13 protein-coding genes are annotated in these 15,516 nt (G+C 57.0%); 4 read left to right on the plus strand and 9 right to left on the minus strand.

Annotated features, from left to right (window positions below):
- Positions 1-404: 404 nt before the first annotated feature.
- The 3 genes from NP77_RS18155 to NP77_RS18165 all read right to left on the minus strand — a co-directional run bounded on the left by NP77_RS18155 (position 405) and on the right by NP77_RS18165 (position 3,973).
- The gene (locus NP77_RS18155; RefSeq protein ID WP_003852017.1) at positions 405-1,736 is read right to left on the minus strand and encodes an MFS transporter; all 1,332 of its coding nucleotides are present in this window, start codon (positions 1,734-1,736) and stop codon (positions 405-407) included.
- A gap of 272 nt (positions 1,737-2,008) precedes the next feature.
- Positions 2,009-3,028, minus strand: coding sequence for an inner membrane protein YhjD (yhjD, locus tag NP77_RS18160; RefSeq protein WP_003852018.1), 1,020 nt, complete (start codon positions 3,026-3,028; stop codon positions 2,009-2,011).
- A gap of 45 nt (positions 3,029-3,073) precedes the next feature.
- Positions 3,074-3,973, minus strand: a complete 900-nt coding sequence (locus tag NP77_RS18165) for a LysR family transcriptional regulator (RefSeq protein ID WP_039661114.1) — start codon at positions 3,971-3,973, stop codon at positions 3,074-3,076.
- 115 nt (positions 3,974-4,088) lie between these two features.
- Between NP77_RS18165 and NP77_RS18170 the strand changes: the two genes are divergently transcribed.
- Positions 4,089-4,847 carry an SDR family NAD(P)-dependent oxidoreductase gene (locus NP77_RS18170; protein WP_003852020.1) on the plus strand — a complete coding sequence of 253 codons (759 nt, stop codon included), beginning with the start codon at positions 4,089-4,091 and terminating at the stop codon, positions 4,845-4,847.
- Between the two features lie 39 nt (positions 4,848-4,886).
- Here the strand turns inward: NP77_RS18170 and NP77_RS18175 are convergent, their stop codons facing one another.
- On the minus strand, positions 4,887-5,735 hold the full coding sequence (locus NP77_RS18175; RefSeq protein ID WP_008926350.1) for a PhzF family phenazine biosynthesis protein: 849 nt from the start codon (positions 5,733-5,735) through the stop codon (positions 4,887-4,889).
- 106 nt (positions 5,736-5,841) lie between these two features.
- Here NP77_RS18175 and NP77_RS18180 point away from each other — a divergent pair, with 106 nt between their 5' ends.
- On the plus strand, positions 5,842-6,465 hold the full coding sequence (locus NP77_RS18180; RefSeq protein WP_003852022.1) for a glutathione S-transferase family protein: 624 nt from the start codon (positions 5,842-5,844) through the stop codon (positions 6,463-6,465).
- Here NP77_RS18180 and NP77_RS18185 read toward each other — a convergent pair.
- Positions 6,432-7,919 (minus strand): PLP-dependent aminotransferase family protein, encoded by a 1,488-nt coding sequence (locus NP77_RS18185; protein WP_039661117.1) that lies wholly within the window; start codon positions 7,917-7,919, stop codon positions 6,432-6,434. The genes NP77_RS18180 and NP77_RS18185 overlap by 34 nt on opposite strands.
- A 134-nt stretch (positions 7,920-8,053) precedes the next feature.
- On the opposite strand from NP77_RS18185, the gene NP77_RS18190 reads away from it, so the two are divergent.
- A complete protein-coding gene (locus NP77_RS18190; protein WP_003852024.1) occupies positions 8,054-8,641 on the plus strand; it encodes a LysE family translocator in 588 nt (195 codons plus the stop codon).
- On the opposite strand, the gene NP77_RS18195 is transcribed toward NP77_RS18190, so the two are convergent.
- From NP77_RS18195 to NP77_RS18205, 3 genes are all read right to left on the minus strand, one after another.
- Positions 8,638-11,022 carry a phosphoketolase gene (locus NP77_RS18195; RefSeq protein WP_039661119.1) on the minus strand — a complete coding sequence of 795 codons (2,385 nt, stop codon included), beginning with the start codon at positions 11,020-11,022 and terminating at the stop codon, positions 8,638-8,640. The two genes, NP77_RS18190 and NP77_RS18195, sit on opposite strands and share 4 nt — an antisense overlap.
- A gap of 126 nt (positions 11,023-11,148) precedes the next feature.
- Positions 11,149-12,762 (minus strand): malate dehydrogenase (quinone), encoded by a 1,614-nt coding sequence (gene mqo, locus NP77_RS18200; protein WP_003852028.1) that lies wholly within the window; start codon positions 12,760-12,762, stop codon positions 11,149-11,151.
- 511 nt (positions 12,763-13,273) lie between these two features.
- Positions 13,274-13,729, minus strand: a complete 456-nt coding sequence (locus tag NP77_RS18205) for a carboxymuconolactone decarboxylase family protein (protein WP_039661120.1) — start codon at positions 13,727-13,729, stop codon at positions 13,274-13,276.
- A 57-nt stretch (positions 13,730-13,786) separates the two neighbouring features.
- Between NP77_RS18205 and NP77_RS18210 the strand changes: the two genes are divergently transcribed.
- Positions 13,787-15,229, plus strand: coding sequence for a PLP-dependent aminotransferase family protein (locus NP77_RS18210; RefSeq protein ID WP_039661122.1), 1,443 nt, complete (start codon positions 13,787-13,789; stop codon positions 15,227-15,229).
- On the opposite strand, the gene NP77_RS18215 is transcribed toward NP77_RS18210, so the two are convergent.
- Positions 15,219-15,461, minus strand: coding sequence for a DUF1158 domain-containing protein (locus NP77_RS18215; RefSeq protein WP_008926345.1), 243 nt, complete (start codon positions 15,459-15,461; stop codon positions 15,219-15,221). The genes NP77_RS18210 and NP77_RS18215 overlap by 11 nt on opposite strands.
- Between the last annotated feature and the right edge of the window lie 55 nt (positions 15,462-15,516).

The raw sequence follows: 15,516 nt of genomic DNA on the forward strand, positions 1-15,516 counted from the left end.
TTCTTCATTGCTGCCCGAATCACCCTGCCTCATTAGCACTATGCAAGATCTTCAAACTGACAGCTAACCTGCTTCAGGCGATGGGAGCATACGCCTGTAGCAAAGCATCGCGGGCCAGGGACAACAACGCCGGGAGCGTTTTTGAACAACGCAATGCGTTGGCCCGGCTACGGGCGCACCTCAGGGATGAGGTGCGTAATCGGCCGCGCTGAGCCTGCCAGGGATGGCGTCTTTTACGTCTTTGCGAAAGGCGTATGCGCCCTGAGCCTGCTACCTGACCTCAAGGCGACACTTTAAACCCTGCGGAGTAGATGTATGCTCCCTGAAACGCCCTTTATTTACTCAACCCAACCCATAAAAAAACCCGGCATCTGCCGGGTTTCACTGACATTCATCCAACCGGATTACACGTCATAAAGCGTCTGGTGACGCGTCTCTTTACAGGCCAGCAACGCGATCAGCGTCAGTACTGCCATTGACGCCAGATACAGCCCCACCGCCTGCAAACCATAATGGGCATTTAGCCAGGTCGCAATATAAGGCGCAACGGAGGCACCCAGAATCGAGGAGAGGTTATAGGAGAACGATGCGCCGGTATAACGCACTTCAGTCGGGAACAGCTCCGGCAGCAGCGCGCCCATCGGGCCAAACGTCAGCCCCATAATGCTCAGACCCAGCAGCAGAAACGCCATCACCAGCGCCTGTGAACCTGAACCAAGCATTGCCGGGAACAGGAACGAAAACCCGATAATCATCAGCGTAATGGTAATCATCGTCTTGCGACGACCAAAACGGTCAGCCAGCAAACCAGCAATCGGTACCATCACCCCAAAGCCAATCACTGCCAGCATCAGCATCCACAGCATACTGTTACGCGGAATGCCCAGACCCGCCGGTGCTGCCGTGGTGCCATAACTCATCGAATAGACGGTCATGATATAGAACAGCGTATAGGTCGCCAGCATGATAAAAGTGCCGAGAATCGTGGCGGTCAGATGCTTGCTCAGCAGCGCCGCAATCGGCACCCGAACCTGCTTCTTCTCTTTCTGCACTTTGGCAAACACCGGACTCTCATGCAGCGAAACGCGCACATAAAGACCAACCAGCACCAGCACGGCAGAGAGAATAAACGGCACGCGCCAGCCCCACTGCATAAACTGCTCGTCGGTCAGCAGCCATGAAAGCAGCAGGAAAGTCCCGTTAGCGAAGAAAAAGCCAATCGGCGCACCCAACTGAGGGAACGAACCGTAAAGCGCACGCTTCTTCGCTGGCGCATTTTCCGTCGCCAGCAGCGCCGCACCACCCCATTCTCCACCCAGCCCCAGTCCCTGACCAAAACGCGCCAGCGCCAGCAGCAGCGGCGCCATCACGCCAATCGTCTCATAGCTGGGTAGCAGACCAATCACCACGGTGGAAATACCCATGGTCAGCAGCGAGGCAACCAGCGTGGCTTTACGCCCGACGCGATCGCCAAAGTGACCAAACACCGCTGAGCCAATCGGACGCGCGATAAAGGCGATAGCGAAAGTGGCCAGCGACTGTAGCGTTGCGACCGTGGCATCACCCTGCGGGAAGAAAATGTGCGGGAAAACAATTACCGCAGCCGTGGCATAAATATAAAAGTCGAAGAATTCGATGGCCGTACCGACCAGCGAGGCAATCACCACTTTACTGCGTGAGTTAACCGGCGTGGGATCCTGCTGTTTGTCGAGTGTGTCTGTGAGGGAGGCTTGCATAACTGTTTCTTATTTGTAAATACAGATAAAGAATCTTACGCATCTGCCAGGGCGCATTCAATGATGAAAACCCGCGCCGCGTCTGGCTTCAGAGGGCAAAAAGAGGATAATTTCTGTGGTGCTGTGAATACCGGGTGATACCGGGGTAAACCGGACGATATATGGCGGGATACTCTAAGAAAGGGCTAAATAAAAGTGACCCCTCAGCTATTCATCCTGTTATCTGATTAAAAAATAGCCGAGGGGAAATATTTTCCGCTGTTGTTAACGGATTACGATGATTTGTGTCGTGACGCGCTGCCCGCTTCAGGCATCTGTGGGTCGTCTTTATATTTGGCAGTGGCGATCCACGCTGCACAGAACAGCGTCAGACGAGCGAAGAAGTAGAAGAATGCCATCAGGCCGAGCACTGAACCAAAGGCGGCACCGGAAGGCGAGGTCGCCATCTTCGGCAGTGTCAGCGTCATCACAAACTTAATCACCTCAAAGCCGATTGCCGCCAGCAGTGTCCCGCGGAACAACGCTTTCTTACGTGGCTTATGACGTGGCAGAATCCAGAAAATCCACAGGAAAAGCAGATAGTTCGCCATAACGGAAATCGAGGTGGCGATAATGGTCAGCGCAGGCCGCAACCAGTCAATGCCATCCAGGCCCAGAGCACTGACGATAGAGGCCTGCGCAGAGCCGGCTACCGAGGTCAGCGACAGCGTAATCACCAGCGCCAGCATCAGACCCGCCAGCGACAGCAGATCGCGAATATAACGCTTCCAAATCTTCTCCTTGTCATCCGGTTTGCGTTCCCATACGTCGCGCGACTGGGCACGAATCGCTTCACGCAGGTTACCCATCCAGTTAAGGCCGGAGTAGAGCGCCAGCAGTAAACCGGTAATCCCCACGGTGGCACGCTGCTGAATCGCGGTATTCACCGTATTTTTCAGCGTGGTTGCCAGTGTCGGGTCGCTGATGCTGCTGACGATTTTGTTGATGATATCGGTCAGCAAATCCGGATTCGATGCCAGCACAAAACCCACGGCGGCGAACGACACCATCAGAATGGGAATCAGCGATAAAAACGAAAAATAGGTAATCGCCGCGCCAAACTGGCTGCCGAGCCGATCGTTAAAGCGGTCAAGGGCGCGAATGAAATGCGCCACCGCCGGAATAGCCTGAAACCAGGTGGCGAAACGCGACACGCGAACGATAGATTCGTCTACGGTGTGGTTGCCGGTTTTAATATCGATAAGCGGCTTTTGTGGCTGCAAATCCTGCGGATTTTCCTGCTTGTCTGTCATAGACCTTCACTGTCCTGTTTATCATTAAAATCAAAGTATAGCCGCTCAGGTGACGTACTCCTGTAACACCTGACTCAGCCACTCCATAAATACCCGCACGCGACGTGCCACATTGCGCCGGTGCGGATAGAGCAGATGGATCGGCATCGGCCTGGCGGGAAAGCGGTGCAGCACTTCCACCAGCTCACCCCTTTCCAGCAATGTCTGAATGCCGGCGGCAGGCACCTGAATAATGCCTAAGCCCGCCAGACAGGCGGCGCGATAGGTTTCGGTGCTGTTCACCGTCACCACGCCGCCGGTATGAACGTAATAGCACTGCCTGCCATCAAAATATTCAAATCCGGGTGATGCCTGACCGAGCTGCTGGCTGTAATGCACCATCGCATGCTGCGACAGCTCTTCCAGCCGGATTGGCATCCCGAACCGCGAAAGGTAGCCAGGGCTGGCGCAGTTAATCAAGGTATGGGTACCAATTTTTCGCGCAATCAGCCCCGAATCTTTGAGTTCGCCAACCCGAAGGACACAATCAAACCCTTCGCGGATCACATCCACCTGACGATCGCTGCTACTCAGCTCAATCTCTATGCCGGGATAGTGCTGCAAAAATTCGGGCAGTCGTGGCAGGATAAAACCGGTGGCCATCGCCACCGACATATCCACCCGGAGTTTACCGCTGAGCGAGGCGGGTTCGTGCTGAAACAGGCTGTCCATATCGTCAATCATCGACAATAAATCCAGACAGCGATCGTAATAGACTAATCCATCCTGGGTGAGTTGCACCCGGCGCGTGGTGCGATGCAACAAACGTGTTGCCATTTGATTCTCCAGCGCCTGGATCTGCCGGGATACACTGCCTTTCGGCACACCTAAACTTTCTGCTGCGCGGGTAAAACTGCCCATTTCTGCCACCCGCACGAAGACCTGCATTGCGTGAATTTTGTCCATGTTGTTCACCGATTGTTGTTTTTATTGAAACAGTGATGCGCGTTTACCCCTGTTTATAGATCAATAATTCGCGAATATCCTTAACCCGTGTTCAATTTTTCAACAGGTGTGAGCGATGAATCAGAAAGTGGCGTTAATTACCGGTGGAAACCGTGGGTTAGGCCGGAATGGAGCCTTAAAACTGGCTGCCAGAGGCACCGATATCATTCTGACGTACCGCAGCCATGCCGATGAGGCGCAGGCGGTCGTAAAGGAAATTGCGGCGATGGGGAGGCGCGCCGTGGCGCTGGCGCTGGATGTCGGCGAAACCGGTCAGTTCGACCGCTTTGTCGGAGACGTGAAACAGGCACTGCAACAGCAATGGCAACGGGAGCGATTTGACTATTTAGTGAACAACGCGGGTCATGGACACTACAAGCCCTTTACCGACACCACCGAGGCGGAATTTGATGCGCTGGTGAATGTGCATTTTAAAGGGCCTTACTTTCTCACCCAGAAGCTGCTGCCGCTGATCAATGACGGTGGCCGCATCCTGAACATCTCCAGCGGGCTGACCCGGCTGGTCTATCCTGGCTCCTCGACCTATGCGTCGATGAAAGGGGCGATGGAAGTCCTGACGCGCTACCAGGCGAAAGAGCTGGGCGAACGGCGCATTCGCGTCAATATTCTGGCACCTGGCGCGATAGAGACTGACTTTGGTGGTGGCCGGGTGCGTGATACCCGCGAGATTAACGATCAGATTGCCGGACTGACGGCGCTGGGTCGGGTCGGACTGCCGGATGATATCGGCGACGCCATCAGCGCGATCCTCAGTGACGAAACCGGCTGGATCACCGCGCAGCGGATTGAGGCTTCAGGCGGGCAGGGGATTTAACCGCGGGCGGCGTCGTTGAAAACACGACGCCGCCGCTTTTCACAGCGTAATAGTGCCGTCGATGACGGTAACCGTATTGCCGCCAATCCAGATGGTCTCACCAGCGAAAGATACGTTCACCCGGCCTGCACGCTGCAGGGCCGTTCCCTGGCGAACGCGATAGGCGGTGGTATGGCCTGCGGCTGCGAAGTAACGCGCCAGACAGGCGTTGGCGCTGCCGGTCACCGGATCCTCGGTCAGGCTGCCATTTTCTACCAGCAGGCCACGCACTTCATACTGCTCAGGCTCGCCCTCAGGCAACCGGCCAAACGGCATCACTCCCGAAACACCCGCATGCTTAACCAGACGCTGCAAATCGCTGACATTGGGCTGCAGCGCCAGCACAGCGTCGGCACTGACCATCGGTACCAGCAGCCAGCGAATCCCCATATCGACCACCGTCGGGCTTTGCGTCAGATCGAACGCGTCGCTGTTTAAAGCGTTCCCCATCAGCGCATCCTGCCACGGCATCAGGGTGGCCGCCGGCGCGGCAAATGCCAGTTCGCCCGCCTCACCTATCTTCACCGTCACGTTTCCGACGCCACACTCCTGCACGATTTCACCCGGCGTTCGGGTAGGCCAGCCCGCCTCCAGCAGCGCATGTGCGGTGCCCAGCGTCGGATGACCGGCAAACGGCAGTTCGCCTTCCACGGTAAAAATACGCACCCGATAATCCGCCTCTTCGTGCTGCGGCGGCAGCACAAAGGTAGTTTCCGACAGGTTCGTCCAGCGGGCAATTGCCGCCAGCTGGCTGTCGTTTAGCCCCTGAGCATCCATGATCACCGCCAGCGGATTGCCATTAAAGGCGGATGAGGTAAACACATCGACTTGCTTAAACGCGACCTTCATTGTGACTCCTTGCTCTGGGTTCAGTGTGGCCTTTTCTCTGCCGGATGATTGCTTATAACAGCTAACAGCGTTATCAATAAGTTAAAGATTTTACCGGAGACTCTGAATGCTAACGATCCTGGGACGCGCCTCCTCAATCAACGTGCGCAAAGTACTATGGCTGTGTGACGAACTTGACCTTGATTTTGAGCGCGAAGAGTGGGGCGATGGCTTCCGCTCAACCCACCTACCCGAATTCATGGCACTGAATCCCAATGCGATGGTGCCGGTTCTGAAAGATGATGACTTTGTGTTGTGGGAATCCAATACCATTCTGCGCTATCTGGCGAACGCCTATGGCGGCGAATGGCTCTATCCTCATGATCCGCAAACGCGAGCGCCTGTCGATCAGTGGATAGACTGGCAAGCTACCGAACTCAACACCTCATGGCGCTACGCATTTATGTCGCTGGTGCGAAACTCCCCGGCTCATCAGGATCCGCGTCTGCTGGCCGCGGCCAGTAAAGGCTGGGCGCATACCATGAGCATTCTCAATCAGCAGCTGGAAAAAACCGGCCGCTATGTTGCCGGACGTAATTTCACGCTGGCAGACATTCCGATTGGCCTGGCGGTGAACCGCTGGTTTGAGACCCCGCTCGACCATCCTGATTACCCTGCGGTGCGGACTTATTACGAGCGCCTGACTGAACGTCGCGGCTATACCGTCTGGGGCCGCAACGGCACACCCTGAGCCTCACCGCAAGGCAGACCCGCCAGCTCACAGGCGATTTCGCCTGCGCGCTGAATCGCCCGGCTGTAGCGCGCATCAAACGGATAGCAGCAGGAGAGTCGCAGCGCATGGTTGTAGCGCTCGCTCAGTGAGTAGAGCGCGCCAGGCGTAACGCAAATTTGCTCCTGCAGCAGCCGATCAAACATCTCGGTGGTATTCACGCCGCCCGGTAGCTCAACCCAGAAAACGAAGCCACCGCGCGGCAGCGTTGCGCGCGTGCCTTCCGGGAAGTAGCGGGCGATAAGACCCCGCGCCTCATCCAGATTAGCCGCGTAGCGACGGCGCAGCGTGCGCAGATGGTGGTCGTAACCGCCAGAAGCCAGAAACTCCGCCAGCGTTTCGGAGAGCAGGGCAGATTCAGCCATTGAGGAGACGGCTTTCAGCCGGGCAATCGCATCATGAAAACGACCAGCAGCCGTCCAGCCAATACGGAAGTCGGGGGCCACGGTTTTGGTGAAACTGGTGCAGTAGATCACCCAGCCATCGCGATCAAAGGCTTTCACGGCGGGTGAGAGCGGCCAGTCGAACTGCAACTCGTCATACAGCCCATCTTCTATCAGCGGAACGTGGTAAGTGTTCACTAACTTTGCCAGCCGTTTCTTATTCTCCAGCGACATACCGCAGCCCAGCGGGTTCTGCGCGCTCGGCATCGCAATCAGCGCCTTGATACGCTGCTCCTGCAGCAGCATCTCCAGTGCATCCAGCGAGAGCCCGTGCTGTGGGTCAGTGGGGATTTCCAGTGCTTTCAGACCGAGCGAGGCCAGAAGCGGAAAGAGGAAAAAGTAGGTCGGCGACTCCAGTCCGACGCAGTCGCCGGGCTGCGTGACTGCTCTGAGCGCCAGCTGAAGCGCCTCCATGCAGCCGTGGGTCAGGGTGATCTCATCGGCGGTAATTGTCTGTCCGGCGTGCAGCGCCCGTCGCGCTATCTCCTCCCGTAAGCGCTCACTACCGGGCGGAAGCGCATAGCGACCGATCATGTTGGGATCACGACGCAACAATGAGGCGGTAATCCGGGCGATGCGTGCCGCCGGGAAAAGCTCACTGTCCTGCGGGCAGGCCAGCGAAATATTGGTGTAGTCGGGATGATTCTGCGCCGCAAACACCTTATCTATCAGGTCGAGTTTACCGCTGCTGGGATCGCGTACCCGGGTCTTATGCTGACCGTGGCGGGTGACGGCGGGCAACACGCCGCGCACGTAATAGCCCGACTGCGGACGCGCCTCAATCAGCCCGCGATCTTCCAGCATCTGCCAGGCATTCAGCACGGTATTGACGCTGACCTGATGTGACTGCGCAACACGGCGGATCGCCGGCAGGCGTTTACCGGGTTTCAGCGTTCCCTGATGGATGGCTTCAGCGAAGCTCTCTGCCAGCTGCTGATAGAGGGGTTGTTCGGTCGTGGGAGCAAGGGACACAATAGCCTCCGGCCTGAATGGGTACAATTTCTGTTAACGATAACTGTAACCATAACAATAGTGATTTTGTGTCCCTGTTACCATCTCTTTCCCCGCCGTAGCATAGAACTCTGTCTACCTTCAGGAGAGTCACCATGCTTGATCCCTCTTTCTTCAGTTACGTTACCGTGATGTCAATTACGCCAGGCCCGAACAATCTGCTGCTGGCGACCTCCGGGGTCAATTTTGGTATGCGGCGCACCCTGCCAATGGTGTTCGGTATTCTGGTGGGCTGTGCGGTGCAGACGGTGATTGCCGGGATGGCGCTGGAGGTGTTATTGCACTGGATGGCGGCGATTCGCCTGCCGCTGACGCTGGCAGGCTGTACTTATCTGATGTGGTTATCCTGGAAAATTTTTCGCGCTGCCGCACCCGAAGCGCGCACCCGTCCTCAGCCAATGACGATAGTGGGCGGCGCCTGCTTCCAGGCGATCAATCCCAAGGCCTGGCTGATGGCCACCAACGTCGCGCTGCTCTATAGCGGCAGCAGCGGCGTCCTGACGGTGATGATCGGCTTTATGCTGCTCAATCTGCCCTGCATCCTGATCTGGGCAGCACTGGGCGATCGCCTGCGCAGCCATCTGCAGATTGCCTGGAAGCGCCAGCTGTTTAACAGCCTGATGGCGCTGTCGCTGGTGGCGACCACCGTCTGGATGCTGACCGACGCGCTGCTGGCCGCTTAATCGGGCGCACCCGGTGCAGTGGCCGACGGCCATTTCCAGTTCTGCACCTCCGGTAAATCTTCGCCATGCTCACGGACATAGCGATGATGTTCCGCCAGACGCTGCTGTAAATCCTCCAGCAGCTCAGGATGCGCGTCGGCCAGGCCCGGCACGCGCAGAATCGCCTCCTGCGCCAGATGATAGCGGTCAAGCTCGTTCAGTACCGTCATATCAAATGGCGTGGTGGTGGTTCCCTCTTCGTTAAAGCCGCGCACATGGAAGTTGCGGTGGTTGGTTCGGGAATAGGTCAGGCGATGTATCAGCGTCGGATAGCCGTGGAAAGCAAAAATCACCGGTTTATCCTGGGTAAACAGCGCGTCGAACTCCGCATCAGATTTGCCATGCGGATGCTGATCTTCCGGCTGCAGTGCCAGTAGATCGACCACGTTCACCACGCGGATGCGCAGTTCAGGCAGCATCTCACGCAGCAGATCGACCGCCGCCATCGTCTCCATAGTTGGGACATCACCGGCGCAGGCCATCACCACATCTGGCTGGTCATGTGCCGGCGTGGTGCCCGCCCAGCGCCACTCGCCCATACCCGCTTCACAATGGGTCACGGCACTGGCCATATCCAGCCACTGCGGCGCAGGCTGTTTGCCCGCCACAATCACATTGATGCGGTCCCAGGTGCGCAGGCAGTGATCGCCCACCCAAAGCAGCGTATTGGCATCGGGCGGCAGATAGATACGCACGATGTCTGCTTTCTTGTTGGCAACATGATCGATAAAGCCCGGATCCTGATGGCTGTAGCCATTGTGGTCCTGACGCCAGACGTGCGAAGAGAGCAGGTAATTCAGCGACGAAATCGGTTTACGCCAGCCCAGCTTGCGCGTCACTTTCAGCCACTTAGCGTGCTGGTTAAACATCGAATCGACGATGTGAATAAAAGCTTCATAGCAGTTGAACAGCCCGTGGCGGCCGGTCAACAGATAGCCTTCAAGCCAGCCCTGACACTGATGCTCACTGAGGATTTCCATCACCCGGCCATCCCGCGCCAGCTGCTCATCGTACGGCTCTATTCGTTCCAGCCAGGTGCGGCTGGTCACGTCAAAGACCGGCGTCAGGCGGTTAGAGGCCGTTTCATCCGGGCCAAACAGGCGGAAATTATCGCGGTTACGCTGGAACAACACGCTGAGATAGCGCCCCAGATGCTCTGTGGCCTGCGCTATCTCTGTGCCTGGCTCGCTGATCTCGCAGGCAAACTCCGCGATGTCAGGTGCATCCAGCTCACGGCGCAGCAGGCCGCCATTGGCATATGGCGAAGCCCCCATGCGTTTATCGCCTTCCGGTGCCAGCGCCTGCAGTTCCGGCTTCAGGCGACCCTGTTCATCAAACAGATCGTCGGGCTGATAGCTCCGCATCCACGTTTCAAGGATCTGGCGATGACCTTCATCTTCACGACAGGCCGCGACCGGCACCTGATGCGCCCGCCAGAAATCCTCCACTTTCTTGCCGTCGACCGTTTCAGGGCCGGTCCAGCCTTTGGGGCTACGCAGGATAATCATCGGCCAGCGCGGCACGTCGTTGCTGGCGTTGCCGCTGCGCGCCTCACGCTGATACGCAGCGATCTTACTGAAGGCGGTATCCAGCGTCTCCGCCATCAGCGGATGCATTTTTTCCGGTTCATGCCCGCAGACAAACAGCGGCTCATAGCCGTAGCCGCTGAATAGCTGGTGCAGATCCTCATCGCTGCTGCGGCCCAGTAGCGTCGGGTTAGCAATCTTGTAGCCGTTAAGATGCAGAATCGGCAGCACTGCGCCGTCACGTTCAGGATTGAGGAATTTGATGCCGTGCCAGCTGGAGGCCAGCGGCCCGGTCTCCGCTTCGCCGTCGCCAATCACGCACGGCACCACCAGATCGGGATTATCGAAGGCCGCACCAAAGGCATGAGAGAGCGAATAGCCCAGCTCGCCGCCTTCATTAATTGAGCCCGGCGTTTCCGGTGCCGCGTGGCTGGGAATGCCGCCAGGGAAGGAGAACTGTTTAAACAGGCGCTGCATACCCGCCGCATCCTGCGAGATGTGCGGATAAATCTCACTATAGCTGCCCTCCAGCCAGGTATTCGCCACCATGCCGGGACCGCCGTGGCCTGGCCCGCAGATATAGATCATATCCAGGTTCTGTTTGCGGATAACACGGTTGAGGTGGGCATAGATAAAATTCAGACCTGGCGTGGTGCCCCAGTGACCCAGCAGACGCGGTTTAATATGTTCCGGCCTGAGTGGCTCGCGCAACAGCGGGTTATCCATCAGGTAAATCTGTCCAACGGAGAGATAGTTCGCTGCCCGCCAGTAGCGGTCGAGCAGGGTAAATTCGGGTGACGCAGGGGAGTAAGACATGCGGGTTCCTCCTGATCGTTCGGCTAAAAGATGCCTTAACCCTAATAGAGAATCCTCAGGACGACCAGGCAACCGCCCAATAAAAAAGGCCCCGCTATGCGGAGCCTTTTTATCAACGGCACTGTATTACTTGCCGACGACGAACGCGGTTTCCCGTCCTTCATCGTTGGCCGCCATCGGCGTAACCGGCGAATAGTCGAGCTGCAGAACACGACTGGTCTCGGCTAACACTTTTTCTGTCAGCGCCACGTCGCCATTAAGCTTACGTCCCCAGGAGGGGACCACCGCACGGATTTTGTTCTGCCATTCCGGTGAAGCCATCTGCTCAGGACAGACCTTGTGCAGCAGCTCCAGCATGATGGGTGCCGCCGTTGAGGCGCCTGGCGAGGCACCCAGCAGAGCGGAAATCGTACCATCCTGCGAGGCGACCACTTCGGTGCCCAGACGCAACACGGCGCCCTCTTTCTCATCTTTCTTGATAATCTGCACACGCTGACCCGCTGTGACAAGGCGCCAGTCTTCCTGCTTCGCCTGCGGCACATAAGCACGCAGCGCCTCCATCCGGTCGCTGTCGCTTTGCAATACCTGATCCATCAGGTATTTCACCAGATCGAAGCTTTTCAGCCCCACTTTGACCATTGGCAACATATTGCTGCTGTTCAGGGACGTGAACATATCCATCAACGAACCCTGTTTCAGGAACCGGGTCGAGAAAGTGGCGAACGGGCCAAATAGCAGCACCTGCTTGCCATCCAGTACGCGGGTGTCAACGTGCGGCACGGACATCGGCGGCGCACCGACGCTGGCTTTGCCGTAAACCTTAGCCATGTGTTGCGCGACGACCTGCGGGTTTTCCGTGACCAGGAATGAACCGCCCACCGGGAAACCGGCGTAACCATTCGCTTCCGGGATACCGGCTTTCTGCAGCAGCGGTAACGCCGCGCCACCCGCACCAATAAAGATTTTGCTCGCCGTCAGCGTGCGACGCGTGCCGCTGTTCAGACACTGCAGCGTCACCTGCCAGCGACCATCGGCAAGCTTTTTGAGATCCCGCACTTCCTGACGCAGACGCAGCTGGAAATTCGCTTTCTTCTCTAACGAGGCGATCAGCTGACGGGTGATCTCACCGAAGTTCACATCGGTGCCCATCTCTGTCCAGGTCGCGGCCACTTTCTGGCGACGGTCACGGCCATTCATTACCAGCGGGATCCAGCGGGCAATCTGCTGCGGATCTTCGGAGTAGGCCATGCCGCGGAACAGAGTGCTTTTCTGCAACGCTTTGAAGCGCTTGCGCAGGAAGTCGACATTGTCGTCGCCCCAGACAAAGCTCATGTGCGGCGTGCTATGAATAAAGCTTTTGGGATTGCGCAGGTTGCCTTTCTGAACCTGATAAGCCCAGAACTGGCGGGAAATCTGAAACGATTCGTTGATCGTTATCGCTTTAGAGATGTCGATGCTGCCATCCGCCTGCTGAGGCGTATAGTTCAGCTCCGCCAGCGCCGCATGACCGGTGCCCGCGTTATTCCAGCCGTTGGAGGATTCTTCGGCCACGCTATCGAGCCGCTCCACCATTTCTATGGACCAGTCCGGCTCTAAATCCTGCAGCCATGCACCGAGGGTAGCGCTCATCACACCAGCACCAATCAGCAGCACGTCAACGTCTTTGCGCTCCTGCGCAGTAGTGGTGTCCTTTGCCATGGCACTCATCGCGAGCGCAAGGTTTACAGCTGAATTGCTCATGAGGCGACATCTCCTCTTCTGTTGACCTGAAGCCCAACAGTTTCGCAGGCGAAATAGTCACGCTTCTTACGAGCGCGTTGCGCTATTTCTCAAAGGTTAAGTCTCAGGTATAGGGTTAAAGCGGTGATAACGCGTTAACTGAACGTTATGCTTAGTCATCCGAATATAACATTCTCACATCTGAATTAAACATTAGTTTATTTTTTAAATGCAGAAATGATTCAGCATAAGAATTAATCATCACGATGCGCGGCGTATTAGTGATTTTTTAGAGTGAAGTCAGTGAGTTAACTAAAAGCGGATGTTGCGGAAAAGCCCCTTGCTGGTGCAGTGCCGGAAAGGATGTGAACAGTGCGGAATTATTTAATTAGCTGAAATTTAGCGATTTATTGCGCAGTAAGGAATAACAGGAATCAGGATGGCAGGGCCTTAACAGCCGCTTGTGTAAAAATAATGTTACATTTTTGTGAGTGTGAAAATGCGTGCGCATCGGCCCACGCATCGGATTCACCTATGACTGATTCGCGCTGGCAGGCAGCTTTTTCAGACTTATCGCCATGCGGTTATAGGTGTTCATCAGGCCAATCGCGATGTTCAGATCGACAATCTCTTTTTCACTGAACTCGGTTGTCAGTGCCGCATAGCAGGCGTCTGGCGCACCCTGCTGAGCAATCAGCGTCAGGCATTCAGCCCAGTGGAGAGCGGCCTTCTCTTTCTCACTGAACAGCGTCCCCGATTCATGCCAGACCGGGGTTAGCACGATCTTATCCCAGCTCATACCCGATTTATTCAGCGCTTTAGTATGCATATCAATGCAGTAGGCGCAGCCGTTAATCTGGGAAATGCGCAGGAACAGCAGTTCCAGTAAAGTGAGTGGCAGATCGGTTTGTGCCAGATAACTGTATACGCCGCCCAGCGCTTTCATGCCTGCCGGTGCTGCACTATGAAAATCGATACGTTCGCTCATCTTATTGCCTCCTGGGATTGATGAGGTGATTTTCGGCCTTTCAATGGAGCAGATAAAGTGCCAAAAAATGAGAGTCTGACTGGCCCATCGCCGCTTTCTACGCTGACACTGCAGCGCGGTGCATCACGGGGGCTCAGCGAACAGCTGCGACTGCTGATTGAACAGGCGATTGGTGAAGGGCGTTTACAGCCTGGTACGCGTTTACCTTCCTGCCGCGATCTGGCGGCGCAGCTCGGCGTGGCACGTGGCACCGTGCGTGCCAGCTATGACATGTTGGTTGATGGACAGTTTCTGCAGGCCAGAGGCGCAGCAGGCACCTTCGTCAGCCCATTACCACCGTTAAAACCGGCCGGCAATGATGCCAACTGCAAGTCACTCCATCCTGATGGAATTGAAGAGTATGAAGCGCCACCGCTGACCTTTCAGATGGGCATTCCGGCCAGCGATGCGTTTCCGGCAAAAGTCTGGCTGCGCATCCTGCAGCGTCAGACGCGCATGCAGGTCAGCAGACCGGCGAGTTATCCCGATCCACGCGGCAGCTTAGCGCTGCGTCAGGCGCTGGTGGCCTACCTGGCGGTGGCACGCGGCCTGCGCTGTCAGGCGGATCAGATCATTATCACCAGCGGTTATGCGGGCGCGATGGGCCTGATTGGGCTGGCGATGAATTTTCAGGGCAAAAAGGCCTGGCTGGAGGACCCCGGATTCTGGGTGGCACGTCGCGCGGTTGAAGCGCTACACGTCACGCCGGTTGCCGTGCCGGTTGATGCCGAAGGGTTGCAGGTGGCGACCGGGATTTCCCGCGCGCCGGATGCCGCTTTCGCGCTGGTCACACCGGGACAGCAGGCGCCGCTTGGCATCACCATGAGTCTGGTACGCCGTCATGAATTGCTGAACTGGGCCAGCCGGGAGCAGCGCTGGATTATCGAAGATGATTATCTCGGCGAGCTTCAGCCCGGTAATCGCGCGGCCCCTGCACTCGCCGCGCTCGACAGTGAAGGGCGGGTGCTGCACATCGGCACCTTCAGCAAGACGCTGACGCCGCAACTGCGGCTCGGTTTTATGGTGGTTCCGCCGGCGCTGACGGCGCGCTTCGGTGAGGTCTGCGCGTTGCTTTCGCCTGCATCCTCAGGATTGTTACACAACGCGGTGGCGGAGTTTCTGCGGGACGGACACTTTATGCGGCATCTGCGGCGCATGAAGCGCGTTTATCATGAGCGACTGGAGCAGATGATCGCGGCGCTCCATCCTTACTTTCCCGACCTGCAACGCGCCGGGCTGGCGGTGATTGTCCGCTTACCCGCCGGTACTCCGGATGAGGCCATTGCGCAGCAGGCGGTGGAGTGGGGCATGGCCCCCTCGCCGCTGTCGGTCTGGTATCAGCAGGCCGGGCAGCGCGGTGCGGGTCTGGTACTGGGTGCGGCACATCTGCCGCGTGAAGGTTACGCGCGCAGCGCTGAACGGCTAAAAGCGCTGGTCGATGCGCAGGCGGTCAGCCCCTGAACCAGCGACGCCAGACAAAGCGGATAACAAAAAACTCTATGGCGCCCAGTAGCAAAAACCAGATGCAAAACACCACCGTATAGAGCTGATTCAGATCCTGTAAATGGAACATCTGCAACAGATGCTGCGCTACTGTCACGCTAAAAGCGGGCGCGGGCAGCAGCAGCGCCGAGAGAAAGCCCAGCAGCAAAATGCCACCAGGCACAACCAACGTTTCAAAAGGGCTATTCATAACCGGTTTCCCATATTTATCAGCCCGGCATTTTCCGGTAATCGTCGACAGGGTT

Source organism: Pantoea sp. MBLJ3 (assembly GCF_000816655.1).
Classification (GTDB): domain Bacteria; phylum Pseudomonadota; class Gammaproteobacteria; order Enterobacterales; family Enterobacteriaceae; genus Pantoea; species Pantoea eucalypti.

What these genes read in the sequence shown, in the direction of transcription:
- NP77_RS18155 (WP_003852017.1), bottom strand. Translation starts at nt 1,736, where the DNA reads ATGCAAGCCTCCCTCACAGACACACTCGACAAACAGCAGGATCCCACG.
- yhjD (WP_003852018.1), bottom strand. Translation starts at nt 3,028, where the DNA reads ATGACAGACAAGCAGGAAAATCCGCAGGATTTGCAGCCACAAAAGCCG.
- NP77_RS18165 (WP_039661114.1), bottom strand. Translation starts at nt 3,973, where the DNA reads ATGGACAAAATTCACGCAATGCAGGTCTTCGTGCGGGTGGCAGAAATG.
- NP77_RS18170 (WP_003852020.1), top strand. Translation starts at nt 4,089, where the DNA reads ATGAATCAGAAAGTGGCGTTAATTACCGGTGGAAACCGTGGGTTAGGC.
- NP77_RS18175 (WP_008926350.1), bottom strand. Translation starts at nt 5,735, where the DNA reads ATGAAGGTCGCGTTTAAGCAAGTCGATGTGTTTACCTCATCCGCCTTT.
- NP77_RS18180 (WP_003852022.1), top strand. Translation starts at nt 5,842, where the DNA reads ATGCTAACGATCCTGGGACGCGCCTCCTCAATCAACGTGCGCAAAGTA.
- NP77_RS18190 (WP_003852024.1), top strand. Translation starts at nt 8,054, where the DNA reads ATGCTTGATCCCTCTTTCTTCAGTTACGTTACCGTGATGTCAATTACG.
- NP77_RS18195 (WP_039661119.1), bottom strand. Translation starts at nt 11,022, where the DNA reads ATGTCTTACTCCCCTGCGTCACCCGAATTTACCCTGCTCGACCGCTAC.
- mqo (WP_003852028.1), bottom strand. Translation starts at nt 12,762, where the DNA reads ATGAGCAATTCAGCTGTAAACCTTGCGCTCGCGATGAGTGCCATGGCA.
- NP77_RS18205 (WP_039661120.1), bottom strand. Translation starts at nt 13,729, where the DNA reads ATGAGCGAACGTATCGATTTTCATAGTGCAGCACCGGCAGGCATGAAA.
- NP77_RS18215 (WP_008926345.1), bottom strand. Translation starts at nt 15,461, where the DNA reads ATGAATAGCCCTTTTGAAACGTTGGTTGTGCCTGGTGGCATTTTGCTG.